Source organism: Streptomyces sp. Root431 (assembly GCF_001426585.1).
GTDB classification, from domain to species: Bacteria; Actinomycetota; Actinomycetes; order Streptomycetales; family Streptomycetaceae; genus Streptomyces; species Streptomyces stackebrandtii.
The window spans coordinates 663,487-688,918 of the sequence record NZ_LMEI01000001.1 but is presented as its reverse complement, the minus strand read 5'-3'; the positions used below and the strand labels follow the sequence as shown (position 1 = coordinate 688,918).

Below are 25,432 nucleotides of genomic sequence, written 5' to 3'. Positions count from 1 at the left end.
GAATGACCGCATCGACCCCGACCCCCGCGGACTCCGGCGCGGCGGCCTCGCGTGACGCGGCCCGCACGGCCAGACGCCTGACGGACGGCACTCTTCCGCGCACGTCACCCCCGACGGGCGGGGAACCGGTGCCGCTCGCCACGGCCACACCACGGCACCAGGCCCCGACACCACCCGCCCCGGCGCCCGCCGCCCCGGTGGACAGCGCACCCACCGCCCTGACGGGCCCGGTCGCCGACACCCCGACGGGCGACCGGGCCGCGCCGCTACCGGCCCCCGGCGAGAGCACGGGCCCGCCCGCCCCGGCGGCGGACACGCCCGAGCGCGCGCCGGCCTCGGCACTTCCGACGTCCGACACACCGACGAGCGCGCCCGTCTCCCCGGGCCCCGAGGCGGGTATGCCGACGGGCGCCGGAACGGCGACGGGGTCGCCGACCGTGGCTGCGGCGGCACCCGCGGACGCGCCGCCGACGAGCACGCCCGCCTCTTCGGGGCCGACGGCGGGCAGACCCGCCGGGCCCGGGGACGCGCCCGCGCCCGTGGGCTCGTCCGCCGTTACGCGGACGGGGTCACCCGCCCCGGCCGGCTCGGCCACCGGTGCGCCGACGACGGCGCCCGCGTCGGCGGGCTCGCCCGCCGCCACACCGCCGCGCGCACCCGCCCCGGTGAGCGCGGTCACTGATCCGAGGGTGGGGGCCCCTACCCCAGCCCCCGCCGAGCCGAGCGCGCCCGCCCCCGCCGAGCGGGCGGCCGACACGGCAGCCGCCGTGACCCCGGCCGCCGCAGCCCCCACTCCCACTCCCTCACCGACCCCGACCCCGACCCCGACCCGCGAAGCCGAACCGGCTTCCTCCTCCTCCGCCCCCGTCCCGGCCTCCGCCGCCGTGGCCCCCGTCGCGGCCAAGGTCTCCGTGGTCAAGGAGCGCGTCGAGGTGCCCGACTTCGGGCGGATCACGGGGGCGCGGGTCGCCGCGCTCTCGGTGCCCGTCGCCGGTGTCGTACGGGTGGCGAGGCGCAAGAACGTGATCGGGGCCGAGACCACCGGCTCCATCCCGGTGCACCTGCTCTTCCGCGACGAGCCGGGCGCCGGTGCCACCGCCCTCGGCGCGACTCCGGACGACGGAGGGCCCGACACCGTCGCCATGCCCGCGCCCACCGTCCCCGCCAAGAACGGCAAGGCCGCGATCCCGGCGCCCGCGAAGACGCAGCAGCAGGCGCAGGAACAGGCGAGGGCGACCACCAAGGGACAGGCCAAGGGGCAGACCAAGGGGCAGACCAAGGGGCAGGCCAAGCCCCAGAAGCAGTCGCCCTCCCCGTCCTCCTCCCAGGCCCGGAAGCAGTCCCGCCCCGCCCCCACCGCCGACCCCGATCTCGTCGAGCGGCCAGGTCCGGTGCTGCCCGGCTGGGTCGGCGTCGCCGGCGGTGCCCTCGCGCTCGCCGGTTGCGCGGCGGTCGTGTGGTGGGCGGGGGCCGTGCCCGCGGAGGCGGCGCGGATGCTGCGGCTGCCGGCCCGCCCGTACAACGGCATCCACCTCGGCCAGTGGGCGCTGCTCGCGCTCGGCGTCGTCGCCACCCTCTTCGCGCTCGGCGGGCTCGGCCGCGGCCGGGTCGGCTACGCCTGGGTCCTGACCCTGTTCGGCGACTACCGCGGCACCGTCCGCCGTACGGGCCTGGTCTGGGTCAGCCCGCTCCTGCTCCGCCGTCGCGTCGACGTCCGGCTCCGGCACTGGCGCAGCGAGCCGCTGCCCGCGGTCGACGCCAAGGGCACCGCGCTCGATGTCACCGTGCTCGTGGTGTGGCGGGTGCGGGACACCGTCCGGGCGGCGCTCGGCGTCGACGGGCACGAGGACTATCTGCGGGAGCAGGTGGAGGCGGCGATGGCCCGGGTGCTGTCGCAGCTTCCGGCGGACGCCTTCCACGAGGACGCCCCGACGCTCCGGGACGCGGAGGCGGTCGGCGAGGCCCTGACGCGGATGCTGTCGGCGGAGTGCGCCCCGGTCGGTGTCGACGTCTTCTCGGCGCAGCCGACGCGCATCGAGTACGCCCCGGAGGTCGCGGCGGCGATGCAGCGGCGCCGGATCGCGGCGATCGACGCGAAGCACCGGGACAGTGTCCTGACGTCGGTGGTGGACGCGGTGGACGACGTGGTCCACCGGCTGACCAGTCGTGGTCTGGTCGAGCTGGACGACTACGAGCGCAAGGCGCTGGTCAAGGACCTGACGGTGGCGTTCTACACGGGGAGGACGGCACCCGCCGAAGGGGCCTGAGGGGATGGACATGTTCAACTTCCGTCCATACCTTGGTACTTGGTCCAGACCAAAATGAGTCACCTGCACCACACCCGGCAAGACCGCACGCGTGCGCACGGCCCAACGGAACTCCCCCACGTTCTCCTGGAGCGACAGCATGCACATGCGCAAGAAGTCAGTAGGGGCGGCGGTGGTGGCGCTCGGCGTCGCCGGCGCCACCCTCCTCGCCACCGGCAGCGCGGGCAGCCACGGCTACACCGACTCGCCGATCAGCCGCCAGAAGCTCTGCGCCAACGGCACCGTGACCAACTGCGGCTCCATCCAGTGGGAGCCGCAGTCGGTCGAGGGCCCCAAGGGCTTCCCCGCCGCCGGCCCCGCCGACGGAAAGATCTGTTCCGCCGGGCTCACGCAGTTCGCCCAGCTCGACGACCCCCGGGGTGGCACCTGGCCGGCGACGAGCCTCACGGCGGGGCAGAGCCACAGCTTCCGCTGGCAGTTCACGGCCCGGCACCGCACCACCGACTTCAAGTACTACATCACCAAGAACGGCTGGAACCCGAGTCAGAAGCTGACGCGGGCCGCGCTCGACCCCCAGCCGTTCCTCACCGTCCCCTACAACAACCAGCAGCCGCCGGCGACCCTCTCGCACTCCGGGACCCTCCCGGCGGGCAAGACGGGCCGTCACCTGATCCTGGCGGTGTGGACGATCGCGGACACCGCGAACGCCTTCTACGCCTGCTCGGACGTCACGTTCTGAGGCATTCAGTTCTGACGGTACGTCAGTTACAGTCCGGCCCATGAGTGGGAGTGGTGCGGACACCGTCGCGGAGCTCGTACGACGCCAATGGGGCGACCACCGGACCGGCCTGAGGGACGAGCACCACACCCTCAGCCACCACGAGGTCGCCGCGGGCGCCGCCGCGCGGGCCGCACTGCTCGTGGACCTGATGCCTCCCCTGCCGGGGCGCGAGCCGCACCTCGGCATCCTGCTCGACAACACGCCGGAGTACCCGCTCTGGCTCGGCGCGGCGGCCCTCGCGGGGGCCGCCGTCGCCGGGATCAACCCCACCCGGCGCGGCGCCGAACTCGCCCGGGACATCCGGCACACCGACTGCCGGATCCTGGTCACCCAGCGCGCCCACCTGCCGCTCCTCGACGGCCTGCCGCTGCCGGGGCTGCGCATCCTCGTCACCGACACCGACGCCTACCGTGAGCTCCTCGCCCCCTACGCGGACGCCCGTCCGGGAGACGCGAGCCTCGGTCCCGTACGCCCCGACAGCCGCTTCCTGCTCTCCTTCACCTCAGGGTCGACGGGCGCGCCGAAGGCCGCGCTCTGCAGCCAGGGGCGGCTCGCGGCCGCCGGCGCCTCGCTCGCCGCCCACTTCTCCGTCCGGCCGGACGACGTCCACTACGTCTGCATGCCGATGTTCCACGGCAACGCGGTCATCGCGGACTGGGCGCCCGCGCTCTCCGCCGGCGCGGGAGTGGCGCTGCGGGCCCGCTTCTCGGCATCCGGCTTCCTGCCCGACGTGCGCCGCTTCGGCGCCACCTACTTCACGTACGTGGGCCGGGCCGTGCAGTACCTGCTCGCCACCCCGCCGGGACCCGACGACCGCGCGCACGCGCTGCGCCTCGGCTTCGGCACGGAGGCGGGGGCCGTGGACGCGGCCCGCTTCCGCGAGCGGTTCGGGGTCCCGCTCGTCGAGGGGTACGGATCGTCCGAGGGCGGCGCGGCGATCCAGCGGACCCCGGACACCCCGGCCGGGGCCATCGGGCGGGCCGCGCCGGGCGACGACCTGGCCGTGCTGGACGCGGAGAGCGGCAAGGAGTGCGCACCGGCCCGCTTCTCGCCCACGGGGCGGCTCCTCAACACGGACGAGGCGGTCGGCGAGCTCGTCAACCGGGGCCGCAGCCCCTTCGAGGGCTACTGGCGCAACCCCGAGGCGGAGGCGGTCCGGCTGCGCGGCGGCTGGTACTGGACGGGCGACCTCTTCTACCGGGACGAGGCCGGCTTCCTCTACTTCGCGGGCCGCACGGACGACCGCCTGCGGGTCGACAGCGAGAACCTGGCGGCGGCGATGATCGAGAACATCCTCGCCCGCTGGGACCGGGCCGCCGGGGTGGCGGTCTACGCGATACCCGACCCGGTGGCCGGCGACCAGGTCATGGCGGCGATGGCCCTGCGCGAAGGCGCCTCCTTCGACCCGGCGGAATTCGCGGCCTTCCTCGCCGCCCAGCCGGACCTGGGCACGAAGATGCCGCCGCGCTTCGTCCGCGTCATGCGGGAGCTGCCCCTCACCGCCACCAACAAGATCCACCGCGTGGGCCTGCGCCGGGCGTCCTTCCTCTGCCCGGACCCGGTCTGGTGGCGCCCGACCCCCACCGCCCCGTACGAACCCCTGACCGCCGAGGCGAGCGCCACGCTCCAGGAGGAGTACGCCCGCCACGGCCGCACCCCGGCATAGACAGAGGGGACGCGCGGAGGCGGGGGTAGGGCCGGCCCTACCCCCGCCACGCCCCCCAGGCCCATGGCCCCGCACCGGACCCGCGCCTACCGTGGGCGCTCATGGAACCCCGTAACCCCTGGCAGGCGCTCACCCGGTCCCGCTTCCCGCTCGGCCCCTGGCCCTGGCGGGCCGCCGCGTACCTCGCCACCGGAGGGATCGTCGGGGGCCTCGCCTGTCTCGTGCTCCTCGTACTCGGTGTGTTCTCGCTGTTCCTCGTCGGGCTGCCGCTGCTCCTCCTGTCCGGGATCGCCCTCGGTTCCGTCGAGCGGCTCCGGCTCCGGCTCGTCGACCTGGACCCGGCCCCCGACCCGCACCGCGTCCCCGCCGCCCCCGGCCTGACCGCCTGGCTCCGGCTCCGGGCGGGGGAGCAGGCGACCTGGCGGGAGCTCGGGTACGGCCTGCTGCTCGCCACCGTCCTGTGGCCGCTCGACCTCACCGCGCTCGCCGTCGGCGTCGGCCTGCCCCTCGCCCTCCTCAGCGCCCCGCTCCAGCTCGCGGTGGACGGCCACGAGGCCAAGGTCGTCAAGGCGTACCTGGTCACCTCCTACCCCGAGGCCTTCGCCGCCGCCCTGCTCGGCGCCCTCCTCCTCGTCGCCCTCGCCTACCCCCTCGCCGCCGTCGCCGGAGCACGCGCCGCCCTCGCCCGGGCCCTGCTCGCCCCGCGCGAGACCGACGCGGGCGACGGCGGGATCGGCGAGGTCATCGCCTCCCGCGCCCGGCTCGTCGACGCCTTCGAGGCCGAGCGCCGCCGCATCGAGCGCGACCTCCACGACGGGGCCCAGCAGCGCCTCGTCGCCCTCACCATGACCCTCGGCCTCGCCCGCCTCGACGCCCCGCCGGGGCCGCTCGCCGACCAGCTGGCCAAGGCCCACGGGGAGGCCGGGCAGGTCCTGACCGAGCTGCGGGAGCTGATCCACGGCATCCACCCGCAGGTCCTGGCCGACTACGGCCTCGGCGCGGCCCTCGCCGACGCCGCCGACCGCTCGGCCGTCCCCGTCGACACCGACATCGAACTGCCCCGGCTGCCCGTCTCCGTGGAGAGCGCCGGCTACTTCGCGGGCTGCGAGGCGCTCGCCAACATCGGCAAGCACAGCGGCGCCGCCCAGGCGAGGATCACCGCCCGGTACGAGGACGGCGCCCTGCGGCTCGACGTCGAGGACGACGGGCGGGGCGCCGCCGACCCGTCCCGGGGCAGCGGGCTCACCGGACTCGCCGACCGGATCGCCGTCCTCGATGGCACACTGACGATCATGAGCCCGCCGGGCGGGCCGACCCTCCTCCGAGTGGAGATCCCGTGCCGATCGCTCCCCGCGCCCCCCGAAAGCTCCGTGTCGTCCTCGCCGAGGACAGCGTCCTCCTCCGCGAGGGACTGATCGGCTTCCTGACCCGTTTCGGCCACGAGGTCGTCGCCGCCGTCGGTGACGCCGACGGGCTGCGCGCGGCGGTCGGCGCCCACGACCCGGACATCGTCGTCACCGACGTCCGGATGCCGCCCGGCTTCCAGGACGAGGGGCTGCGCGCCGCCGTCGCGCTCCGCGCCGAGCGGCCCGGCCTGCCGGTCCTCGTCCTCAGCCAGTACGTGCAGCGCAGCTACGCCGCCGACCTCCTCGACTCGGGCGACGGCACCGGCGTCGGCTACCTCCTGAAGGACCGGGTGGGGCAGGTCGAGGAGTTCGTCGAGGCCCTCACGCAGGTCGCCGACGGCGGCACGGTCGTCGACCCCGAGGTCGTACGGCAGCTGCTGCGCCGCCACCGGGACCCGCTGGAGGCGCTGACCCCGCGCGAGCGCGAGGTCCTCGGCCTGGTCGCGGAGGGGCATTCCAACGGGGAGATCGCCCGCCGTCTCGTGGTGACCGAGGCCGCCGTCGGCAAGCACATCGGGAACATCCTGGCCAAGCTCGACCTGCCGCAGGCCGAGGACACCCACCGGCGCGTCCTCGCCGTGCTGACCTACCTCCGGGCATGACAAGAAAGCCCCCCGCCGAAGCGAGGGGCTTTCCCTGTCTGTGCGCCGCCAGGGACTCGAACCCCGGACCCGCTGATTAAGAGTCAGCTGCTCTAACCAACTGAGCTAGCGGCGCCTGCTGACAGAGAAAATACTACCTGGTGTTCCGGGGTGCTCGTGACCGCCCCGCCGGAGCACCGTCCGGCGGGGTCGCCACATCCTCGGCCGGCGCCAGGGCGTATCCGACCCTGATGCGCCGGACAGGCCCTAGATCGCCAGCGAGAGCACCACCGGCGCGGCCCGCCGGTTGAGCGTGTCCGCCGCCGCGCGCAGCCGGTGGGCGTGCTCGATCGGCAGGGAGAGTGCCAGGCAGCCCACGGCGGAGCCCGCCGTGAGCGGGACGGCGGCGCAGACCGTGCCGACCGCGTACTCCTGGAGGTCGAGCACGGGCACGGTCGCCGGCTGGCTGTCGAGCTTCGAGAAGAGGATCCGCTCGTTGGTGATCGTCCGGGAGGTCAGCCGGGCGATCTTGTGGCGGGCGAGGTGGTCCCGCCGCCCGTTCTGATCGAGCTGGGTCAGCAGGCACTTGCCGACCGCGCTGGCGTGCGCCGCCGAGCGGAAGTCCACCCACTCGTTGACCTTCGGGGTGCGCGGCCCGTCGGCGAACTGGGTGATCTTCACCTCGCCGTCGATGTACCGGCTGATGTAGACGGCCGCGCCGACGGAGTCGCGCAGTTCGGTCAGGGTCTCCTGGAGCTTGGCCTCCAGCGCTTCGCGGCGGGTCAGGCCGGAACCGAGGAGGACGAGGGAGTCCCCGATGACGTACGCGCCGTCGGCGACCTGCTCGACGTACCCCTCGCGGCGGAGCATGAGGAGCAGCGACGAGAGGTGGGCGACGGGCAGGCCGGTCTCGCGGGCGATCTGGACGTCCGTCACTCCGCCACCGTGCCGTGAGACCGTCTCGAGGACGCGCAAGGCGTATTGCACCGAGTGGAACGGCGCGGTGGGCTCGGGCTTCAGCGCCACGGTTTCCCCCTACCAGGTTGTGACCGCAAGCTTTCGTACCACGATAGCCGCCAAGGACCCTTTCAGGGGCGGCTGTTGGCGAGAATGATGCGGAGGATCCCCGCCGTACGCTGCGGCGCACCACCCTGGCATATGCCCCTGTCATGACTCCTTTAGAGAGTCTCAGGTCAGGGCCGTGCGGCACCCCGTTCGCGCGCGCGTTCGGGTGGTGGGCGCCGGGAGATTTTTTACGGGGAAGCGGACCCGCTCAAGGCTCCACCGGTGGCCGAGAAGGTACGGAATAACCGGAGACACCCTCCTGTTATCGATCGAATGCAGTGTTCGCACCATCCGCACGTGTGCCGAGGAGGGTCCCGAAGGTGACCGACGCTATTCGAGGAGAGGCGCGGGGAACCGCGCCCGTACCGCTGTCCGTCCTGGACCTGGTGACCGTCGGCAGCGGGCGGACCGCGACCCAGGCGCTGGCCACCAGCGTCGAGCTGAGCCGGCTCGCCGAGCGGCGCGGCTTCCACCGCCACTGGGTGGCCGAGCACCACTCCATGCCCGGGGTCGCCTCCTCCTCCCCGGCGGTGATCCTCGCCCACCTCGCCGCCCACACCCGCCGCATCCGGCTCGGCTCCGGCGGCGTGATGCTGCCCAACCACGCCCCGCTCGTCATCGCCGAGCAGTTCGGCACCCTGGAGGCCTTCGCCCCGGGCCGGATCGACCTCGGCCTCGGCCGCGCGCCCGGCACCGACGGCGCCACGGCCGCCGCCCTGCGGCGGACGAACACCCTGAACGAAGGCGCCGACGACTTTCCGGAGCAGCTCTCGGAGCTCACCCGCTTCCTGGACGACGACTTCCCGGACGGGCACCCGTACGCCCGGATCCACGCCGTGCCCGGCCCCGTGCAGGGCCCGAAGGGCCGCCCGCCGGTCTGGCTGCTCGGCTCCTCCGGCTTCAGCGCCCGCCTCGCCGGCCTGCTCGGGCTGCCCTTCGCCTTCGCCCACCACTTCTCCGCCCGGAACACGATCCCGGCGCTCGACCTCTACCGGGACTCCTTCCGGCCCTCGGGGGTCCTCGACGCGCCGTACGCGATGATCGGCGTCGCGGCCCTCGCCGCCGACGAGGCGGAGCAGGCCCGCCGTCAGGTCCTCACCGGCGCCCTCGCGATGCTGCGGCTGCGCACCGGCCGGCCCGGCCTGGTGCCGACGCCGGAGGAGGCGGAGGCGTACGACTTCAGCTCCGCCGAGCGGGAGTTCGTGAACGACTGGCTGGCGAACATCGTCTACGGCACCCCGGACGAGGTCCGCACCGGCCTGGACGACCTCCGGAAGCGCACGGGCGCGGACGAGCTGATGATCACGGCCAACGCGCACGGCGGGGACGCCCGGCTCCGGAGCTACGAACTGATCGCCGACGCGTACGAGCTCCCCGAGCTCCCGGAGCTTCCCTAGTCGCCCCCGGCCGTCGGGGCCGTCGGGTTCCGAGCCGGGGACGGCCGGGTAAAAACCCTGGTCTCCGCGAGTGGTTGGTTCATCCACGAATCACCCTCGCGCCATCCCTAAGTGAACCTTAAACCGCTCGTCACCCATGGTGGCGGGCGGTTCCGCTTTGTGCTGCACCTCTCTGACAAGGGCTTTCTCGCGCGAATTGGTCTAGTCCTCAATCTGGTTCAGACCATTGACGCGATGTTCATGTGCCGGTTATCACTTCCTCAGCTCCTGTACGGCACCACCCAGTTCTCCCCCCTTCGGAGGCCGCACGTGCACCCCCGTAAGCCATTGATCGCCGCGCTCCTCAGCTCGGCCCTCGCCGCCGGCGCGCTCGCCGCGACCGTCGGTCTCGGCTCCGCCCAGGCGGCCGACTCGTCGACCACTGCCTCTGCGGGCAACGTGCGCATCGCGTACTACGACCAGTGGAGCGTCTACGGCAACGCGTTCTACCCCAAGCACCTCGACACCCGGGGCATCGCGGGCCAGCTGGACGTCATCAACTACTCGTTCGGCAACATCCACCCCACCAACCTCACCTGTTTCATGGCCAACAAGGCCGCGGGTGACGACAACAACCCCAACGCGGGTGACGGTGCGGGCGACTCGTACGCCGACTACCAGAAGTCCTTCAGCGCGGCGGACAGCGTCGACGGCGTCGCCGACAAGTGGGACCAGCCGATCGTGGGCGTCTTCAACCAGTTCAAGGAACTGAAGGCGAAGTACCCCCACCTGAAGATCAACATCTCGCTCGGCGGCTGGACCTACTCCAAGTACTTCAGCGACGCGGCCAAGACGGACGCGAGCCGCAAGAAGCTCGTCTCCTCCTGCATCGACCAGTACATCAAGGGCAACCTGCCCGTCGAGGGCGGCTTCGGCGGCGCGGGCACGGCGGCCGGCATCTTCGACGGCATCGACATCGACTGGGAGTACCCCGGCTCCTCCGGCGGCCACCTGGGCAACCACTACGCCCCCGAGGACAAGCAGAACTTCACCCTGCTCCTCGCCGAGTTCCGCAAGCAGCTCGACGAGTACGGCGCGGCCAACGGCGGCAAGAAGTACCTGCTGACCTCGGCCCTCCCGGCCGGCCAGGACAAGATCAAGTACATCGAGACCGACAAGATCGGCCAGTACTTGGACTACGCCAACATCATGACGTACGACATGCACGGCGCCTGGGACGGCGACGGGCCGACGTACCACCAGTCCCCGCTCTACCCCTCGACGAACGACCCGACCGACCCGATCGCGCCGGGCACCGAGAAGTACAGCATCGACTCGGCCATCGACTCCTGGATCGACGGCAACCCGACCTACGGCATCGCGGGCGGCTTCCCCGCCAACAAGCTGACCCTGGGTTACGAGTTCTACTACCGCGGCTGGAAGGGTGTGCCGGCCGGCACCACCAACGGCCTCGCGCAGACCGCCACCGGCGGCTCCGGCGCCCGCCCGCTCAGCCAGCAGGCCGGCATCGCGCACTACAAGGAGCTCGGCGGCATCGTCGACAACGCGTCGACGACCTTCTGGGACGACCAGTCGAAGTCCTCGTACTTCTACAAGGACGGCGAGTTCTTCACCGGCCTCAACCAGAAGTCCATCCAGGCCCGGGTGGACTACGGCAAGCAGCGCGGCCTGGCCGGCGCGATGATGTACTCGCTCCTCGGCCTGGACAACAACGCCACCCTGCTGACCCAGATCAACACCGCGCTCGGCGCCACCACCACCCCGCCGACCACGACGCCGCCGACCACCCCGCCGACGACGCCGCCCACCACCCCGCCGGCACGATCTACAACGCGGGCAACGAGGTCTCCCACAACGGCCGCAAGTACAAGGCCCAGTGGTGGACCCAGAACGAGACGCCGGGCACGACCGGCGAGTGGGGCGTCTGGAAGGACCTCGGCGCCTGCTGAGTGCCTGACCCGCCGAGCGACTCGCCGGCCGAGTCGCTCGGCAACCCACTGAGCACCACCTCATGAACCACTGCCCCCGCCCGGAATGTCCCTCCGGCCGGGGGCAGTTCCATGCCCCCGGCAGGGGGTGGACCGGCCGGGCTCGGCCGGGTTCAGACCGGTTGGGGCGCCGTGCCGATCAGTGCGGAGATGCGGTCCGGGGCCACCGCCCGCGAGTACAGCCAGCCCTGACCCGTGTCGCAGCCGATCCGGCGCAGCCGGGCGGCCTGCCCCGAGGTCTCGACGCACTCGGCGGTGACGGTGAGCCCGAGCCGGTGCGCGAGCTGGACGAGCGCCTCGACGATCAGCTCGTCGGCCGGGTTGGCGTGCTCCTCGTCCTGGAAGCCGCGGACGAAGGAGCCGTCCAGCTTGAGCACGGAGACCGGGAGCCGGCTCAGATAGGCCAGGTTCGAGTAGCCGGTGCCGAAGTCGTCGATCGCGATCCGCACGCCCATGTCGCTCAGCGCCTGGAGGGCCTGGAGCGGCCGTCCGGCCGAGCCCATCACGGCGGACTCGGTCAGTTCGAGCTGGAGCAGGTGCGGGGCGAGACCGGTCTCCGCGAGGATCCCGGCGACGTCCGCGACCAGGTCGGAGTCCCAGACCTGGCGGACCGCCACGTTGACGCTGACGAAGATCGGGCGCTCGCGCGGATGGTCCTTCTGCCACTGCCGGGCCTGCCGGCAGGCCGTCCGGAGGACCCACCGTCCGAGCTCGACGATGGAGCCGTCCTCCTCGGCGATGGCGATGAACCGATTCGGCGGGAGCGAGCCGAACTGCGGGTGGTTCCAGCGCACCAGCGCCTCCACCCCGCGCACCGCGCCGTCCGTCAGATCCACGAGCGGCTGGTACTCGAGACCGAACTCCCCGCGCTCCACGGCCGGGCGGAGCGTGGAGGAGAGCGCCTGCCGGGTCATCCGGTGGGCGTTGCGCTCGGGGTCGAAGAGGGTCCAGCGTGCCTTGCCGTCGGCCTTCGCCCAGTACAGCGTGGTGTCGGCGTCCTGCATGAGCGCCGTCGCCGTCGTCCCCTGCGCGGTGCGCTCGACGACACCGATCGAGGCGGAGACCGAGAGCCGCTGACCGCCCAGGTCGAAGGGGAGCTGGAGCGCGCGGAGCACCGAGCGTGCCAGGTCGGCCAGTTGCTCCGTACCGGTGGAGTCCTCGACGAGGATCGCGAACTCGTCGCCGCCGAGCCGTGCCACCAGGTGGCCGCCGCTGCGGGTGTAGCCGTCGCTGTCGGCGCACTCCGTGAGGCGGGCGGCGACGGCGGCGAGCAGCCGGTCGCCGACCCGGTGGCCGAGGGTGTCGTTGACGGCCTTGAAGCCGTCGAGATCGAGGTAGCAGAGACCGATCCGCCCTGTTCTGCCATACCCGTACGACTCGTGTGACTCATGCGACTCGTATGACGAGCCGACCGGCGGCCCGTCCGTCGCGGGGTACGCCACGGCGTCCGTCGCGGTGCCGTGTACGGCGTCCTGGGCGGCGGCCTCCAGCGCGGCCGAGAGCCGCTCGAAGAACAGGGCCCGGTTGGGCAGTCGGGTCACCGGGTCGTGCATCTGGAGGTGGCGCAGCCGCGCGTGGAGCTCGCGCCGGTCGCTGATGTCCGCGACGGACAGGAGGACGCGCCGACTGTCCGGGACGGGGGAGACGGTGACCTCGGCCCACAGCGAGCGGCCGTCGGGGTGCTTGAGGCGGCGCGTGCAGCGGAAGCGCGAGCGGCGGCCGCGGAGCACCTCGCGGTAGGCGTGCCAGGTGCGGCCGTCGGAGGCGAGGTCGACGAGATCGGCGGCGGCCTGCGCGCGGAGCGCCCCGGCCTCGGTCCCGAGAAGGGCGCCGAAGGAGTCGTTGGCCGTGACGACGATGCCGTCCTGGTCGACGACGGCCATGGCGAGCTGCGCGGCCCGGAAGGCGGCGCGGTAGTCCCGGAGTTCGGCCGCCCGGCGGTCGGCGGTGATCAGGGGGTCGGTCTGACGCGTGGCGCAGGGCTCGACGTGACGCTCCGTGACGGCGCGTTCGGACGGGGGAGTCTCCGGCGGCTCTGGATGCACCGGTTCTTCGGGGGTTCCGCTCACAGCTCGCTCCCGTAGTGCAGTCGGGCCGTTCACATGTGGTCGGGATGGTCGGCCAAGGAAAGTGTGCCGATCATAGAGCCAGCTCGGGGGACCGTTCCAGCTCCGAGGCCCCGGCAGGGGCCGCCGAGCGCTGTGACTCTCCCCATCCCCGCCCCTCGCCCGATCGTTTCTGCACGGGTCTGACACGGGTCGATGACGACGTGACCGAATGTGACTTTCCGTGAGCCGTTGCCCGCTCGTGTCGCGTCGACCCGGTGGCGCTCCCTCACCCGACCGGGGCAGCGGAAACATGCGAAACGCCGCAAACCGTCACAAGGTGGTGATGGTGTCCCGCCCTACCGATCCGGAGGTCCACGTGAGGGGTCAGCAGCCACCCGGGGGAGTGGAGCGGCCGAGGGCGCGTGCCGGCGCGGCGGCCTTCACCGCGTTCGCCGCGCTCGCCGCCACCGGGCTCGTCGCCGGCCCCGCCGTCGGCGCGCCCGCGGCCCATCCCTGCGCCCTGCCCCGCACCGCCGCCCACCACTCGCTCGGCCTCGACACCTGGAACGGCTCCTATCCGCGCCCCACCCGCGGCCTCGACGCGGTCATGATCTTCCTGTCGTTCCCGGACGCCACGCCGCTCACCACCCCCGCCGAGCTCGCCGCCGACCACTTCCCGGCCACCAGCGAGTACTTCGCCCGCGCCTCCTACGGCCGCTTCGACCTGCGCTCGTACCCCCGGTCCGACTGGACCCCGATGCCGCGGGAGTCGAGCGCGTACGACATACGGCGTGACTGGGACTCCGGGAAGCGCGCCGCCTACCTGCGCGACGCGGTCGCCGCCGCCGACGCGGACGTCGACTTCTCGCGGTACGACATCGTCTACCTGGTCGCCGACCCGGACGCGCCCGGCGTGGACTCCGACGCGACGAAGGTCGTCAACCTGGAGCGCCCGCTGGAGGTCGACGGGACGGAGATCAAGCGGGTCGTCACGGTCTTCGAGCGGCACCCGCCCGACCGGAACGTCCTCGCTCACGAGACCGGCCACGTCTTCGACCTGCCCGACCTCTACCACCGTCCGGTGGACGGCAAGGGCGACTGGGACACCCATGTGGGGGACTGGGACGTCATGGGCAGCCAGTTCGGACTCGCTCCCGACCTCTTCGGCTGGCACAAGTGGAAGCTCGGCTGGCTCTCCCGCGCCCAGGTGACCTGCGTGCAGGGGCCCGGCCCCCAGGTGGTCAGCCTGGAGCCGACCGACGCCCCGCCCTCGGAGAGCGGCGTCCTCGGCACCCGGCTCGCCGTCGTCAGGACCGGCAAGGACAGCGTCCTGGCGATCGAGGCCCGGAGCTCCACCGGCAACGACGCCGACACCTGCACCGAGGGCGTCCTCGTCTACCGCGTGCGCAACGGCGCGGCCTCCGGCGACGGCCCCGTCCAGGTCGTCGACGCGCACCCGCGCACCGAGGCGTGCGGGGACCGCTCCGTCTACCCGCCGCTCGCGGACGCGCCGCTGGAGGTGGGCGAGACCTTCACCGTGCCCGGGACGGGCGTCCGCGTCGAGGTGGCGGACCGCACCGAGGCGGGCGGCTGGACGGTGAAGGTGACCCCGCCCGGCGTGGGCTGACCGGGCGGTCATGAGAGCACGAAGAAGCCCCCCGCTTCCGCGAGGGGCTTCTTCCGTCTGTGCGCCGCCAGGGACTCGAACCCCGGACCCGCTGATTAAGAGTCAGCTGCTCTAACCAACTGAGCTAGCGGCGCCTGCTGACGTCGTAGACATTAGCATCCGGATCGGCGGGAGGAAAAATCGATACCCGCACGTCGGGCGTGGAGGCCGCCCGTACGGCCCGTACACAGGCCCAGAGCATGACCTCGGGACCCGGCAGCCAGGGGCTGCGCGTGTCGGGGGCGACCAGCCAGCGGGGCCCGGAGGAGTCGGCCGGGGTGAGCGCGGGCACGGTCACCGCGTCCCCGACGCCGTGACAGAGCGGCCGGGGGACGGCGTCGCCCCACTCCTCCCAGTCGAGCAGCGCTGGTAAACGCTGGGCCGTCCCGGGCGCGGCGAAGAGCATCATCCGGCCGCGGTGCACGGCGACGGGCCCGGAGCCGGGGCCCTCCTCCCACAGCCGGTCCAGCATCCGGCGGCCGAAGACCGGGTCCACGTTGACGACGTCGAAGACCGTCCCGCAGGGCAGCGCCGCCGGCGAGGCCGGGCTGGCCTCCCAGCGGGTGAGCGCGGCCCCTGGCCGGCCCCCGGCGGCCGAGGCGAGCCAGGCCGCCCCGTCGGCGGTCACGCGGGCCGTCTGGTGCCGCCCCTCGTCGCCCTCCCGCAGGAAGCGGAAGATGTCGTACGGGGTCTCGTCGCGCAACCAGGTCGTCATGCGACCAGATCTACCGGCCGTCACCATGCGGTTTCCGAGGGTTGCCGGAATCCCGGACAAGAGGGGTGTCCGAGGAGTATCGTGCGCCCCGCATATGCCACGGGACGCCCTCGCCCGGTCTAATCCCCGGAGTCCACTCCCCGGCGTCTACGACCCGGCGTCTACGACCCGGAGTCCGCTCCCCGGCGTCTACAACCCGGAGTCCACTCCCTGGCGTCTACGACCCGGCGTCTACTCCTCCGCCGGACGCCCGTTCGCCCGGATCAGTCCGCGGCCGAACTCGATCATCTTCAGGGCGTAGTCCTCGGTCCACTCCGCCCGCTCGGCGACGTCCGCCGCCGTCAGCCGGTCGAACCGGCGCGGGTCCGCGAGCTGCGCCGCCGCGATCGCCTGGAACTCCGTCGCGCGGTCCGTCGCCGCGCGGAACGCGAGCGTCAGCTCCGTCGCCCGGGCCAGCAGCTCGCGCGGGTCCTCTATCGACTCCAGGTCGAAGAAGTGCTCCGGATCGGCGGTCGCCTCGGCAGGCTCGAAGACCAGCGGTGCCGGCCGAAGCCGTCGCTGTCCGCTCCGCTCCGCGGGTTCCGCCATCGTTCTTCTCCTCCTCGCACAGGCACGGCCCGGGATCCCGGGCCGCTTTCATTGTCCCGCGCCGCGCAAGAGCGCGAGGCTCCCGGTGAGCGCCCCCGCTCAGCTCCCGGGCCCCGGTTTACGGGGACGGCTCGCCGGTCAGGCCGCGCAGGAGCAAGCGCAGGCCGCCGAAGAACTCTTCGTCCGGTCCGACCTCGCCCGCGCTCCGTGCGGTCTCCGTCAGGTGCGGAAAGCCGGCCGCGGGCAGCGCGGCGATGGCCGCCGTGCCCTCGCCGGCGAGTGGCCCGAGGTGTTCGAGCTGTATCGCCCCGGTGACGTACCCGTGCAGGGCGCGCAGGGCGACGACGCGCCGACGGCCGTCGATCCCCGCCTCGGTCAGGATGCCGAGCACGGTCTCCGACCACCGAAGCCCCGCGAGCGACCGGTGCCGGTGGAGCACGGTCAGCGGGATGGCCTCGGGGTGGGCGATCACGCCGTCGCGCAGCCGCCCGGCCATGATCTCGATCCGCTCCTGCCAGGACGTCGCCGTGGTGGGCGTGCCGGCGTCGACGGAGCCGAGGACGTGCTCGACCACGAGTTCTTCCAGTTCGTCGCGGTCGGACACATAGCGATAGAGCCCCATGGGGCTCATGCCGAGCTCCTTTGCGACCGTGCGCATGGAGAGGGCGGCGAGCCCGTCGCGGTCGATGACGGCGAGGGCACCGGCGGCCAGTTGGTCCTGGGTGAGGGAGCGAGGTCGAGGCATGGCGGTTGACAGCGTACGCCCTACGCCTACGCTGTAGGAGTACGCCGTACGCCTACGGTCTTCGCGAGGAAGGTGTCCCATGCGCACGCCCACATCCCGCACGCGGCTGGAACCCGGCCACTCCGTGCCCCTCCGCACTCTCGACCCGGTCCTCGGTCCTCCGGTGACCCTCCCGGACCCCGAGCGCCACATCCATGTGCAGTTCCGGCGCTTCGCGGGTTGCCCGGTCTGCAACCTCCACCTGCGGTCGGTGGTCCAGCGGCACGAGGAGATCGAAAGGGCCGGAATCCGGGAGGTCGTGTTCTTCCACTCGCCCGCGGACGAACTCCGCGAGCACGTGACCCATCTGCCCTTCGCCGTCGTCGCGGACCCCGGCCGGCTCCTGTACGCCGAGTTCGGCGTCGAGGCCCACCGCAGGGCGCTGCTCGACCCCCGCGGTTGGCCGGCCATCGCCCGAGCCGTCGCGCGCGGCGCCTGGGAGCTGTTCAGCGGTCGTGGCCGCCTGCCCGCTGCCTCGCAGCCGACTGGACGGCTGGGCTTGCCGGCCGACTTCCTGATCGCTCCCGATGGCCGGATCGCCGCCGTGAAGTACGGCGAGCACGTCTACGACCAGTGGTCGGTCGACGAACTCCTCACCCTCGCGTCGACCCTCAGGGCGGCCCACTGACGCCGTACCGGCCGCCACCGGCCCCGCGCGTCCTGAAGACGCGGCCCGGGAAGCCCTCGTTCAGAAGGACGTAGCCGGACCCGGTACTACGGATGCCATGAGACGCGGTGACGCGACCAGACGTCCCACGTGGACATCATCGCCTCCCACCCGTCCGGGAAGGACACCGCCGCGCCCAGCCGCACCGGCTCCGTCGACGGGTGCTCGTCGAGGAGCTCCGCGACGCCCGCGCGGCAGACCACGACACAGGCGTGCCGGTGCCGGGAGGCGAGGACGCACAGCCGGCCCGTCTCCAGGTGGAAGGCGGTCGCGTCCGGCCGCCCGGACAGCGGATGGAGGACGACGGTGACGTCGTACTCACGGCCCTGGAGCCGGTTCGCGGTGTCCACCGTCACGCCCGTCACGCCGAGCGCCGCGAGCGCCGCCCGGACCGCCGCCGCCTGGTCGCGGTGGGCGGTGCCGACCGCGACCCGGTCGGGCGTCAGCGGCACCGGACGCTCGGACCGCTCCGAGACCGCCGCCCCGCCCCGGTCGAGGAGGCGCCGGACGACCTGCGCGACCGCGCCGACCGCCTCCGGATCCGTGCGCGGAGTGGTGCGGGCCGGCAGTTCGAGCAGCCCCCAGCCCGACTCCGCCGCCTCGTCCAGGACCCGGTCGGGCCCCGAACCGTCCGACGCCACCGAGAAGGAGAGCTTCCGGTCCCCGGGCCCGGTGCCGCTGCGGAACGGCGTGAACGGGTAGAAGGCGTCCGAGACCAGCGGCGCCGCCGAGGCCGGCAGCCGCCACGACACCGGCAGCCGGTGCTGCGGCAGCTCCGGATTGTGTGCGAGCAGCGTGGAGACGGCCGAGGCGGACGGATCGTACGAGAGCCCCGCCCACTGCTCCGCGCCCACCACCGAGAAGGGGTCGAGCTGCCCGGGGTCGCCCACGAACAGCGCCCGCTCGAAGAGGCCCGCCACGGAGAGGAGCGCGTCCGAGCGCATCTGGTACGCCTCGTCGACGATCGCGTGCGCCCACGGCTCGACGTTCTTCACGTGCGCCCACTTGGCGGAGGTGGAGAGCACGACCTGCAGCCCCGTCAGCTCCCCGGGCTTCGCCGACTTCCGTACGTTCGCCAGGTCGTCGAGCGCCTTGTCGTACGGGTCGCTGTCGCTCGAGTGCAGCCGGCCCACCTCCAGGCCGGGCTCCTTCTCGGCGAGCCGCAGCACCAGATCGTCCACCTGCGCGTTCGTCTGCGCGACGACCATCAGGGAACGCCCGGCGGCGGCCAGCTCGAGCGCGGCCCGGACGACCAGGGTCGACTTCCCGGCACCCGGAGGGGAGTCCACGACGACACCCCGCGAGGTGCCGTGCAGGGTGTCCGCCAGGATGCCGTCCGTGGCACGGCCGGCCTCGGCGGACGGATCGAAACGAGGCTCAGGGATCGTCACAGCACGTCCTCGGGGGTCACGGCGTCGGGCAGTTCGACGGCGTCCGTCCGCGGCGGACCGCCGTGCGTCCAGGGCGTCTCCTCCGGGTCCGGCAGCTTCGGCCCGACCCGCTGCTCGTGCTCGAACAGCGTCCAGGCGATCCGCTCGCCCTTCTCCGGCACCGAGCCCGCCGCGGGCTCCTTGGAGCGCCCCATCCTGTCCAGCAGCCGCAGCACCAGCGAGCCGTCCTCCTCGTACCGCACGAACTCCGCCGCCTGCGGCTTCCCGTCGAGCGAGCGGAACACCTTCGCCTTCTCGGCGAGGTGCGGCCGGTCCTCCGTGCGGACCGTGAGGAGCGGCCGCGGCGCGGGCCGCTTCGACTCCGTCCACGCCATCGTCACCTCGGCCACCTCCGCCGCGAACGCCTCGCCCGCGAGCCGCCGCCCCGCCAGGACCAGCGGGTCGTCGAGCGCCTCGTGCGCCTCCAGCTGGCCCTGCGCCTGCTCGCGGGCCGCGAGCTTCGAGGCCGCCCCCACGGCGTCGTCCCGGCGCGGCTGCGGCGGCTCGCCGGCCGTGATCCGGTCCCGGTGGCCGGTGAACGACCAGCGGTCGCGGGTCCAGCGGTCCTCGACCCTGGCGCCCTCCGGCAGCTCCCGCAGCAGGTCGAGCGCCCGCCAGACCGCGTCCCAGGTCGGCTTCAGCTGCGAGGCGACGAGCCGCCGGACCTCCCGCTCGGCCCGGTGCAGCTCGCCGAGACCCGTGTCGGCCGCCTCGCCGTCCTCGGCCGCCCCGAGCGCCTGCCGGGCCCGGTCGTACCGCTCGATCGCGGGCGCGAGGAGCCGGTTGTCGAAGGCCGGGTCGGTGGCCGGACCGGCCGGCGGGCACAGCAGCTGCCCCTGGGCGTCCCGCCCCACCTCGGCCCGCAGCGCCCCCTCGGGACCGCTCTCCCCGTCGTCCGGGTCGATCCAGGCGAGCAGCGCGCCCAGGTGCTGGTCCTCCAGGGAGGACTGGCCGGTCGCCCAGTGCCGGTTGAGCAGGTCGGTCGCGGCGAGCAGCAGCGAGGAGCCGGGGACCCGCGCCCGCTCGCCGAAGTGCGTCAGCCAGCGCCCCAGCAGCGGCACGCGCGGCGGCGCGGGGAACGGCGTCTCCGGGTCCTGCTCGGCCGTCCGCCGGAACCGCGTCGACCGCCCGAGCAGCCGTACGTACTCGATGCCCGCCCGGCTCGGCACGATCAGCTGCGGCGCGTCCGCGCACAGCTCGACCTCGACCTTCACCTTCTTGCCGGTCTCGGGATCCGTCTCGCTGCGCTCCGCCGCCTCGACGACGTCCGTGAACCCGTCGACGTACGGCAGGACCTCCTCCGCCAGGTCGGCGAGGAAGGCGAACCGCAGGTCCCGGTCCCGGGGCTGCGTCACCACCAGGAGCCGCGGCTCCTCGCGGTCGGTGCCGACGAGCGCGCCGAGCGGCGCACCCGCCTCACCCGCGGTCGTCAGCGGGACGAGGACGAGCGGCCGCGCGGACACGTGCCGGTGGCGGACGGTGGCCAGCGGCTGGGCGCGGCCCGACTCGACGGCCTCCATCCGGGCGAGCGCGGAGATCAGTGACATGCCGGTGCCTCCTCGCGCGGCCCGCGCGCCCCGTCCCGTACCGACGCCCCGTCCAGCGCCTCCTGCCGCAGCGCCCGCGCCCGGCGCAGGGCCGCGACCGCCGGGTCGTCCGGGTCCCCGGCCTCGCCGCGCGCCGCCGCCAGGACCGCGCCGACCGTCGTGAGGCTGCCCAGTTCACCCCGTACCGCACGGCCCAGGGTCTCCACCGCGCCCGCCTCCCGGGCCCGCGCCCGGCAGTGGAAGGCCAGCTCGCAGGCGGTCAGGCACTCCGGCGCGTACGCGTGGGGCACGGTCTCCACGGCCTCCGTCAGCTCCGCGGCCGAGCACCCCGCCACGTCGAAGGTGACGCCCTCCGGCACGGCGTCCGCGATCTCCTCGATCCGGGTCAGCCGGGCGAGCTGCCGCCGGGTGACGGACCGCTGCTTGCGCACGTCCACGACCGAGGCCGTCGGCACGTTCGAGAAGTCCTTCGGGCAGACGAGGACCACCGAGTGCGCGACCTGCGCGCCCTCGGTCACCGCCGCCACCCGTTCGAGCGCGAGCACGTACACGGCGGACTGCCGGGCCGCCGCGCCCACCTTCGACGCGTCGGCCGAGCCGTCGATCATCGGGAAGGACTTGATCTCGACGACCGTCCACCGCCCGTCGGGACCGACGACCACCGCGTCCGGCTCCAGATAGACCGGGGCACCCGCCACCTCCAGGGCGAGCAGCGGATGGTCGAGCAGCGTCCACGCCCCGGCCGCCGTCGCCTCCCGCAGCGCGAGCGCCGTGCGGGCCGTCCGCCCCTGGGGTCCGGCCGCCGCCAGATCGGGCACCGACACCGCGCCGGGCTCCTCGACGCCGAGCAGCCGCAGCAGCTCACGGCCGCCGTCCGCCTTCACCTTCGCCTCGAAGGAATTGCCCCGCATGATCGCGAACTGCGACTGGCCGAACGGCGCGGGGGAGCCCAGCTTCGACGCGAGCGCCGCCTTGTCGACCCCGGCGCCGTCGAGCAGCGCCCGGCGGCGGCAGCCGGGATTGGCGGCGAGCGCCGCGAGCGCCCGCGCGTCCAGGGCGCGCGGCGCGGTGCCCGGTCCGCGCAGCTCAGCGAGGACCTGCCGAAGTGTCGTCTGCGACGGTCGTGGCAGACCGCTGTCCAGGGATGCGCTCACCCGCGGAAGTCTCGCATCCGCCACTGACAACCGTCCCGAGGTCGCCCGGACGTCACCCCGAATGAGGGTGGGCGATGATGGGACAGGCACGTCCGCACACCGTGAACCCCTGGAGAGCCTTCCCATGGCACCGCGCATCCTGCTCGCCCGGCACGGCCAGACCGAGTGGTCGCTTCTCGGCCGGCACACCGGCAGGACCGACATCCCCCTGCTCGACGAGGGCCGGCGCGGCGCGAAGCTGCTCGGCGAGCGGCTGCACCGCGGGCCCTGGCAGGGACTGCCCGACGTGGAGGTGCGCACCAGCCCCCTGGTCCGCGCGAGCGAGACCTGCGCCCTCGCCGGCTTCGGCGACCGCGCGGAGCCGTGGGACGCGCTGATGGAGTGGGACTACGGGGCGTACGAGGGGATGACCCCGGCCCAGATCCAGGCGATCCGCCCCGGCTGGCTGATCTGGCGCGACGCGGTCCCGGAGGGCGAGTCGCTCGCGCAGCTCTCGGCCCGCGCCGACGAGATCGTGGAGCGGGTCCGCTCCGCCGACCGCGACGTCCTGGTCTTCGCGCACGGGCACATCCTGCGGTCGATCGGCGCGCGCTGGCTGGGCGAGGACGTCTCGTTCGCCTCGCGCATCCGCCTCGACCCGACGAGCCTCTCGGTCCTCGGCTGGGCGTACGGCGCACCGGCGATCGAGCGCTGGAACGACACCGGCCACCTGGAGCAGTGAGGCCCCGGCGGTTGTCCCGTCGGTCGGGCCGGGCTCGCCAGGACATCCCCTAGCGGTACGCCGCGAGGACCCGGCTCGTCTCGGCGAGCATCCCGCGGATCCGGGCCGAGGCGATGCCTTCGAGGGAGTCCACGACGCGCTTCGCCTCCGCCGCCGCCTCGTCCGGGCGCCCGGCGTGCGCCAGGTCCTTGGCCAGGTGGGCGCGGTAGAGCGCGAGGTTCCGGGCGAAGTACGGATTCTGCAGGACCGTGGCCCGGTGGGCGTGGCGGGCGGCCCGGCCCCAGTCGCCGAGGGCCGACCAGCACTGCGCCTCCAGGGCCTCCCGCTCGGGCTCGCCGAAGAACGACATCCACTCGGGGTCGCCGTCGGACGGCCCCCGGTCGAAGTGCCCGTGGGCGCGGCCGAGGGCCTGCTCGCAGGCGGACCGGTCGCCGAGCCCCGCCCACGCGGCCGCCTCCCGCAGCGAGAGCAGCGAAAGGAGCCGGGCCGAGTCGAGGGGCTGCGCGGCCCGCAGCCCCGCCTGGGCCGCGCGGACCGCCTCGCGGTACTTGCCGGTGTCCCGGGCCAGGAACGACGTGTTGCAGAAGGCGTGCGCCTCCAGGGCCGCGTTCCCGGAGACCCGCGCGGTGGCGAGGGCCTCGGCGTAGTGCGAGCGCGCGTCCTCGTGCCGGCCCGAGTCGTGGGCGAGCCAGCCGACGGAGAGGGACAGCTCGCCGGCGCCCGCGTGCAGCCGGTCCTCGGTGGAGCGGCGGGTCATCGTTCCCGTGTCGAGCAGCGCGTACGCGGTACGGAGCGGCTGCGCGGCGACCTTGTAGAGCCCGTCGGCGCCGTGCCGGTCGTCGAGCAGACGGATCTGCCGTACGGCCTCCTCGACGGCCCGGACCTCGGCCTCGCCGATCCTGTGGGTGCCGCGGGGGGCGGGGATCGCGACGGCGGGGCCGCCGAGTCCCAGCGAGGCGGCCGCCAGGGTGGCGGAGCCGCTCGTCATGAATGCGCGACGCAGCACGTCGCTCTCCTCATCGTTCCGGGTCGGGAGTAGCGCGGGAGCCGGAGCCCCGGCCGCGACCGGCTGCCGCCGGCCGCGCACCGTCTCCCGCGCGGAGAAGCCCAGGTCGGAGAGGTCCAGACCGGGGAACATGTGCAGGAAGACCCGCTCGTACGCGTAGTTGGGGCAACGGATCTCGCCCGCTTCCACGCGCCCGATGTAGCGGGCGTCGCACGCGACCTGTTCGCCGATCTCCCGCGCCGCCCGGCGGACAGCCGCGGCGAACTCCGCCGGCGAGTGCTGTCCGCGGAGCCGGCGGAAGGCGAGATTGGGAACTGCCCGTGACATCGCCATGGCCGAGCCCTCTCCTGGTGCTGCCGGGTGGTCCGGCGGCAAGAACGTACCTGCTGTGACCGGATGCGTACGCTGAGTTTGGCTACAAATCGGATATCTCGCCTGCGATCTGCCATGAACTGCCATCCTTTGCAGCGGCATGCCGCCGTAGCCGTTGACGCGCACGGGCGTTGAACCGTAAGGGAGAGACGGAACGTGTCTCCTCTGGAGCGAGGAGGGGTCCCCATGTCGGAGATCGGTTCGCAGTCGGCCACGTGGCACGCACCCGCCCCGGACGGCGGCGCCCCCCAGTCCCCCGCCGAACCCTGGGACCTGGTGACCGTGCCGGTCCGGCAGGGCCTGGAGGCCGTCGACATCCTGCGCCGCGGCAGCGCCCCCGCGGTCGGCCCGGTCGTCCACGACGGGGCCTGCGACACCCTCGGCTTCCTCGTCCCGCCCGGCACGGCCGCGGCCTGGGACATGCCGGGCAGTGCGTGTACGCGGACCTCGGGGCGCGGGCTCCGCCTCCCCGAGCTGCCGGAGCTGCCCGAACCGACGGGCGACACCCCCCGCCCGGCCGGCTGGCTGCTGCCGCCGGGCGACACCGACCCCGTCACCGACCCGGTCGTCCTGCGCGAGGCGCTGGGCGAGGCGGCACGGCTCATCGAGGCGGCCGACGGCTGCCACTGAGCCCTCGGGGCCGGACAGGCCCTAAGAGGGTCCCTTGCCGGACATGCCCCGATAATGGGCCCGTGGCCAGGAACAAACAGCGCGACCGGGCGGCGTCCGCCGCCTCCGTCGCCGAGACCGTCGACGGCGGGCTCGCCGAACTCATACCCGACCGGGAGCGCCCGCGCGCCTGGACGCTGCTCATCGACGGCGCCCCCCAGTCGCACGTCGACCTCGACGACCCGGCCTTCCTCTCCTTCGAGTACCAGCGGCGCCTCGGCCACATCGCCGACCTCGCCGCCCCGCCGAACCGGCCGCTCCAGGCCGTGCACCTCGGCGGCGGCGCCTTCACGCTCGCCCGGTACGTCGCCGCGACCCGGCCCCGCTCCACCCAGCAGATCGTCGAGCTCGACGGAAAGCTGGTCCAGTTCGTCCGCCGTGAACTACCCCTCGACGCCGGAGCCCGCATCCGCGTCCGTTCCACCGACGCCCGGGCCGGACTCGCCAAGGTGCAGGACGGCTGGGCGGACCTCGTCATCGCCGACGTCTTCAGCGGGGCCCGCACCCCGGCCCATCTGACCAGCACCGAGTTCCTCGGCGAGGTGCGGCGCGTTCTGCGGCCCGGCGGCTTCTACGCGGCGAACCTCGCCGACGGCCCGCCCCTGACCCATCTCCGCGGCCAGATCGCCACGGCCGCCGCGGTCTTCCCCGAGCTGGCGCTGACCGCCGACCCCACGGTGCTGCGCGGCCGCCGCTTCGGGAACGCGGTGCTGCTCGCCTCCGACCGCGAGCTGCCGGTCGCCGAGCTGACCCGCCGGGTCGCCACCGATCCGCACCCGGGCCGGGTGGAGCACGGGCGGGAGCTCGCCGACTTCGCCGGCGGGGCGGCCCCGGTCACCGACGCGAGCGCCAAGCCCTCGCCCGTACCGCCCGCGTCCGTCTTCCGCTGAGCCCGGGGCCAGGGCCTGTCTGAC

20 protein-coding genes, 2 tRNA genes and 1 pseudogene are annotated in these 25,432 nt (G+C 73.7%); 12 read left to right on the top strand and 11 right to left on the bottom strand.

All coding sequences use genetic code 11. The features are described 5' to 3' along the window. Nucleotides 1-2 precede the first annotated feature (2 nt). The 5 genes from ASC82_RS30885 (at nucleotide 3) to ASC82_RS02980 (ending at nucleotide 6,722) form a co-directional block, all read left to right on the top strand. Nucleotides 3-2,267, top strand: a complete 2,265-nt coding sequence (locus tag ASC82_RS30885; protein WP_242427525.1) for an SPFH domain-containing protein — start codon at nucleotides 3-5, stop codon at nucleotides 2,265-2,267. Between the two features lie 145 nt (nucleotides 2,268-2,412). Next, on the top strand, nucleotides 2,413-3,006 hold the full coding sequence (locus ASC82_RS02995; RefSeq protein ID WP_024758913.1) for a lytic polysaccharide monooxygenase: 594 nt from the start codon (nucleotides 2,413-2,415) through the stop codon (nucleotides 3,004-3,006). Nucleotides 3,007-3,046: 40 nt separating this feature from the next. Further along, on the top strand, nucleotides 3,047-4,714 hold the full coding sequence (locus ASC82_RS02990; protein ID WP_056640963.1) for an AMP-binding protein: 1,668 nt from the start codon (nucleotides 3,047-3,049) through the stop codon (nucleotides 4,712-4,714). Nucleotides 4,715-4,815: 101 nt separating this feature from the next. After that, complete coding sequence (locus ASC82_RS02985; RefSeq protein ID WP_056640960.1) at nucleotides 4,816-6,129, top strand: sensor domain-containing protein; 1,314 nt, start codon at nucleotides 4,816-4,818, stop codon at nucleotides 6,127-6,129. Next, nucleotides 6,057-6,722 carry a response regulator transcription factor gene (locus ASC82_RS02980; protein WP_056641519.1) on the top strand — a complete coding sequence of 222 codons (666 nt, stop codon included), beginning with the start codon at nucleotides 6,057-6,059 and terminating at the stop codon, nucleotides 6,720-6,722. Before ASC82_RS02985 ends, ASC82_RS02980 begins: the two co-directional genes overlap by 73 nt. Before the next feature lie 41 nt (nucleotides 6,723-6,763). On the opposite strand, the gene ASC82_RS02975 is transcribed toward ASC82_RS02980, so the two are convergent. Next, nucleotides 6,764-6,837 (bottom strand) — tRNA-Lys (locus ASC82_RS02975). A gap of 131 nt (nucleotides 6,838-6,968) precedes the next feature. Next, nucleotides 6,969-7,727, bottom strand: coding sequence for an IclR family transcriptional regulator C-terminal domain-containing protein (locus ASC82_RS02970; protein WP_024758909.1), 759 nt, complete (start codon nucleotides 7,725-7,727; stop codon nucleotides 6,969-6,971). A 359-nt stretch (nucleotides 7,728-8,086) separates the two neighbouring features. Here ASC82_RS02970 and ASC82_RS02965 point away from each other — a divergent pair, with 359 nt between their 5' ends. Next, nucleotides 8,087-9,163, top strand: coding sequence for an LLM class flavin-dependent oxidoreductase (locus tag ASC82_RS02965; protein ID WP_056640954.1), 1,077 nt, complete (start codon nucleotides 8,087-8,089; stop codon nucleotides 9,161-9,163). 309 nt (nucleotides 9,164-9,472) lie between these two features. After that, a pseudogene (locus ASC82_RS02960) lies at nucleotides 9,473-11,112 on the top strand (glycosyl hydrolase family 18 protein). Between the two features lie 152 nt (nucleotides 11,113-11,264). On the opposite strand, the gene ASC82_RS02955 reads toward ASC82_RS02960, so the two are convergent. Further along, a complete protein-coding gene (locus ASC82_RS02955; RefSeq protein WP_277914769.1) occupies nucleotides 11,265-13,106 on the bottom strand; it encodes an EAL domain-containing protein in 1,842 nt (613 codons plus the stop codon). Nucleotides 13,107-13,575: 469 nt separating this feature from the next. Here ASC82_RS02955 and ASC82_RS02950 point away from each other — a divergent pair, with 469 nt between their 5' ends. Continuing rightward, nucleotides 13,576-14,826, top strand: coding sequence for a M6 family metalloprotease domain-containing protein (locus tag ASC82_RS02950; protein WP_242427524.1), 1,251 nt, complete (start codon nucleotides 13,576-13,578; stop codon nucleotides 14,824-14,826). 60 nt (nucleotides 14,827-14,886) lie between these two features. Here ASC82_RS02950 and ASC82_RS02945 read toward each other — a convergent pair. The 4 genes from ASC82_RS02945 to ASC82_RS02935 form a co-directional block, all read right to left on the bottom strand. After that, nucleotides 14,887-14,960, bottom strand: a tRNA-Lys gene (locus tag ASC82_RS02945). Continuing rightward, entirely contained in the window at nucleotides 14,951-15,580 is a 630-nt protein-coding gene (locus ASC82_RS29185) for a hypothetical protein (RefSeq protein ID WP_079038992.1), read from the bottom strand. The genes ASC82_RS02945 and ASC82_RS29185 overlap by 10 nt, the downstream gene beginning before the upstream one ends. Before the next feature lie 231 nt (nucleotides 15,581-15,811). After that, nucleotides 15,812-16,168 (bottom strand): hypothetical protein, encoded by a 357-nt coding sequence (locus ASC82_RS02940; protein ID WP_024759088.1) that lies wholly within the window; start codon nucleotides 16,166-16,168, stop codon nucleotides 15,812-15,814. Nucleotides 16,169-16,286: 118 nt separating this feature from the next. Beyond that, entirely contained in the window at nucleotides 16,287-16,913 is a 627-nt protein-coding gene (locus ASC82_RS02935; protein WP_056640948.1) for a TetR/AcrR family transcriptional regulator, read from the bottom strand. Nucleotides 16,914-16,992: 79 nt separating this feature from the next. Here ASC82_RS02935 and ASC82_RS02930 point away from each other — a divergent pair, with 79 nt between their 5' ends. Beyond that, nucleotides 16,993-17,580 carry a peroxiredoxin-like family protein gene (locus tag ASC82_RS02930; protein WP_056640945.1) on the top strand — a complete coding sequence of 196 codons (588 nt, stop codon included), beginning with the start codon at nucleotides 16,993-16,995 and terminating at the stop codon, nucleotides 17,578-17,580. Between the two features lie 86 nt (nucleotides 17,581-17,666). Here ASC82_RS02930 and ASC82_RS02925 read toward each other — a convergent pair whose 3' ends face one another. The 3 genes from ASC82_RS02925 to ASC82_RS02915 are packed head-to-tail and all read right to left on the bottom strand — an operon-like array spanning nucleotide 17,667 to nucleotide 21,750. Next, on the bottom strand, nucleotides 17,667-19,010 hold the full coding sequence (locus tag ASC82_RS02925; protein ID WP_056640942.1) for an AAA domain-containing protein: 1,344 nt from the start codon (nucleotides 19,008-19,010) through the stop codon (nucleotides 17,667-17,669). Beyond that, nucleotides 19,007-20,596, bottom strand: coding sequence for a hypothetical protein (locus ASC82_RS02920; protein WP_056640939.1), 1,590 nt, complete (start codon nucleotides 20,594-20,596; stop codon nucleotides 19,007-19,009). Before ASC82_RS02920 ends, ASC82_RS02925 begins: the two co-directional genes overlap by 4 nt. Next, entirely contained in the window at nucleotides 20,587-21,750 is a 1,164-nt protein-coding gene (locus tag ASC82_RS02915) for a hypothetical protein (RefSeq protein WP_056640934.1), read from the bottom strand. Before ASC82_RS02915 ends, ASC82_RS02920 begins: the two co-directional genes overlap by 10 nt. Nucleotides 21,751-21,874: 124 nt before the next feature. Between ASC82_RS02915 and ASC82_RS02910 the strand changes: the two genes are divergently transcribed. After that, nucleotides 21,875-22,471 carry a histidine phosphatase family protein gene (locus ASC82_RS02910; protein ID WP_056640930.1) on the top strand — a complete coding sequence of 199 codons (597 nt, stop codon included), beginning with the start codon at nucleotides 21,875-21,877 and terminating at the stop codon, nucleotides 22,469-22,471. A gap of 49 nt (nucleotides 22,472-22,520) precedes the next feature. Here the strand turns inward: ASC82_RS02910 and ASC82_RS02905 are convergent, their stop codons facing one another. Next, nucleotides 22,521-23,810: a hypothetical protein gene (locus tag ASC82_RS02905; protein WP_056640927.1), complete on the bottom strand. Its 1,290-nt coding sequence runs from the start codon at nucleotides 23,808-23,810 to the stop codon at nucleotides 22,521-22,523. Between the two features lie 225 nt (nucleotides 23,811-24,035). Between ASC82_RS02905 and ASC82_RS02900 the strand changes: the two genes are divergently transcribed. Continuing rightward, a complete protein-coding gene (locus ASC82_RS02900) occupies nucleotides 24,036-24,479 on the top strand; it encodes a hypothetical protein (protein WP_024759080.1) in 444 nt (147 codons plus the stop codon). A gap of 62 nt (nucleotides 24,480-24,541) precedes the next feature. Then, a complete protein-coding gene (locus tag ASC82_RS02895) occupies nucleotides 24,542-25,408 on the top strand; it encodes a fused MFS/spermidine synthase (RefSeq protein WP_056640924.1) in 867 nt (288 codons plus the stop codon). Nucleotides 25,409-25,432 lie beyond the last annotated feature (24 nt).

Bases quoted from the DNA above. Each gene is read 5' to 3' on its own strand.
- ASC82_RS02985 (WP_056640960.1), top strand. From the start codon at position 4,816: ATGGAACCCCGTAACCCCTGGCAGGCGCTCACCCGGTCCCGCTTCCCG.
- ASC82_RS02990 (WP_056640963.1), top strand. From the start codon at position 3,047: ATGAGTGGGAGTGGTGCGGACACCGTCGCGGAGCTCGTACGACGCCAA.
- ASC82_RS02920 (WP_056640939.1), bottom strand. From the start codon at position 20,596: ATGTCACTGATCTCCGCGCTCGCCCGGATGGAGGCCGTCGAGTCGGGC.
- ASC82_RS02900 (WP_024759080.1), top strand. From the start codon at position 24,036: ATGTCGGAGATCGGTTCGCAGTCGGCCACGTGGCACGCACCCGCCCCG.
- ASC82_RS30885 (WP_242427525.1), top strand. From the start codon at position 3: ATGACCGCATCGACCCCGACCCCCGCGGACTCCGGCGCGGCGGCCTCG.
- ASC82_RS29185 (WP_079038992.1), bottom strand. From the start codon at position 15,580: ATGACGACCTGGTTGCGCGACGAGACCCCGTACGACATCTTCCGCTTC.
- ASC82_RS02905 (WP_056640927.1), bottom strand. From the start codon at position 23,810: ATGGCGATGTCACGGGCAGTTCCCAATCTCGCCTTCCGCCGGCTCCGC.
- ASC82_RS02910 (WP_056640930.1), top strand. From the start codon at position 21,875: ATGGCACCGCGCATCCTGCTCGCCCGGCACGGCCAGACCGAGTGGTCG.
- ASC82_RS02935 (WP_056640948.1), bottom strand. From the start codon at position 16,913: ATGCCTCGACCTCGCTCCCTCACCCAGGACCAACTGGCCGCCGGTGCC.
- ASC82_RS02940 (WP_024759088.1), bottom strand. From the start codon at position 16,168: ATGGCGGAACCCGCGGAGCGGAGCGGACAGCGACGGCTTCGGCCGGCA.
- ASC82_RS02930 (WP_056640945.1), top strand. From the start codon at position 16,993: ATGCGCACGCCCACATCCCGCACGCGGCTGGAACCCGGCCACTCCGTG.
- ASC82_RS02995 (WP_024758913.1), top strand. From the start codon at position 2,413: ATGCGCAAGAAGTCAGTAGGGGCGGCGGTGGTGGCGCTCGGCGTCGCC.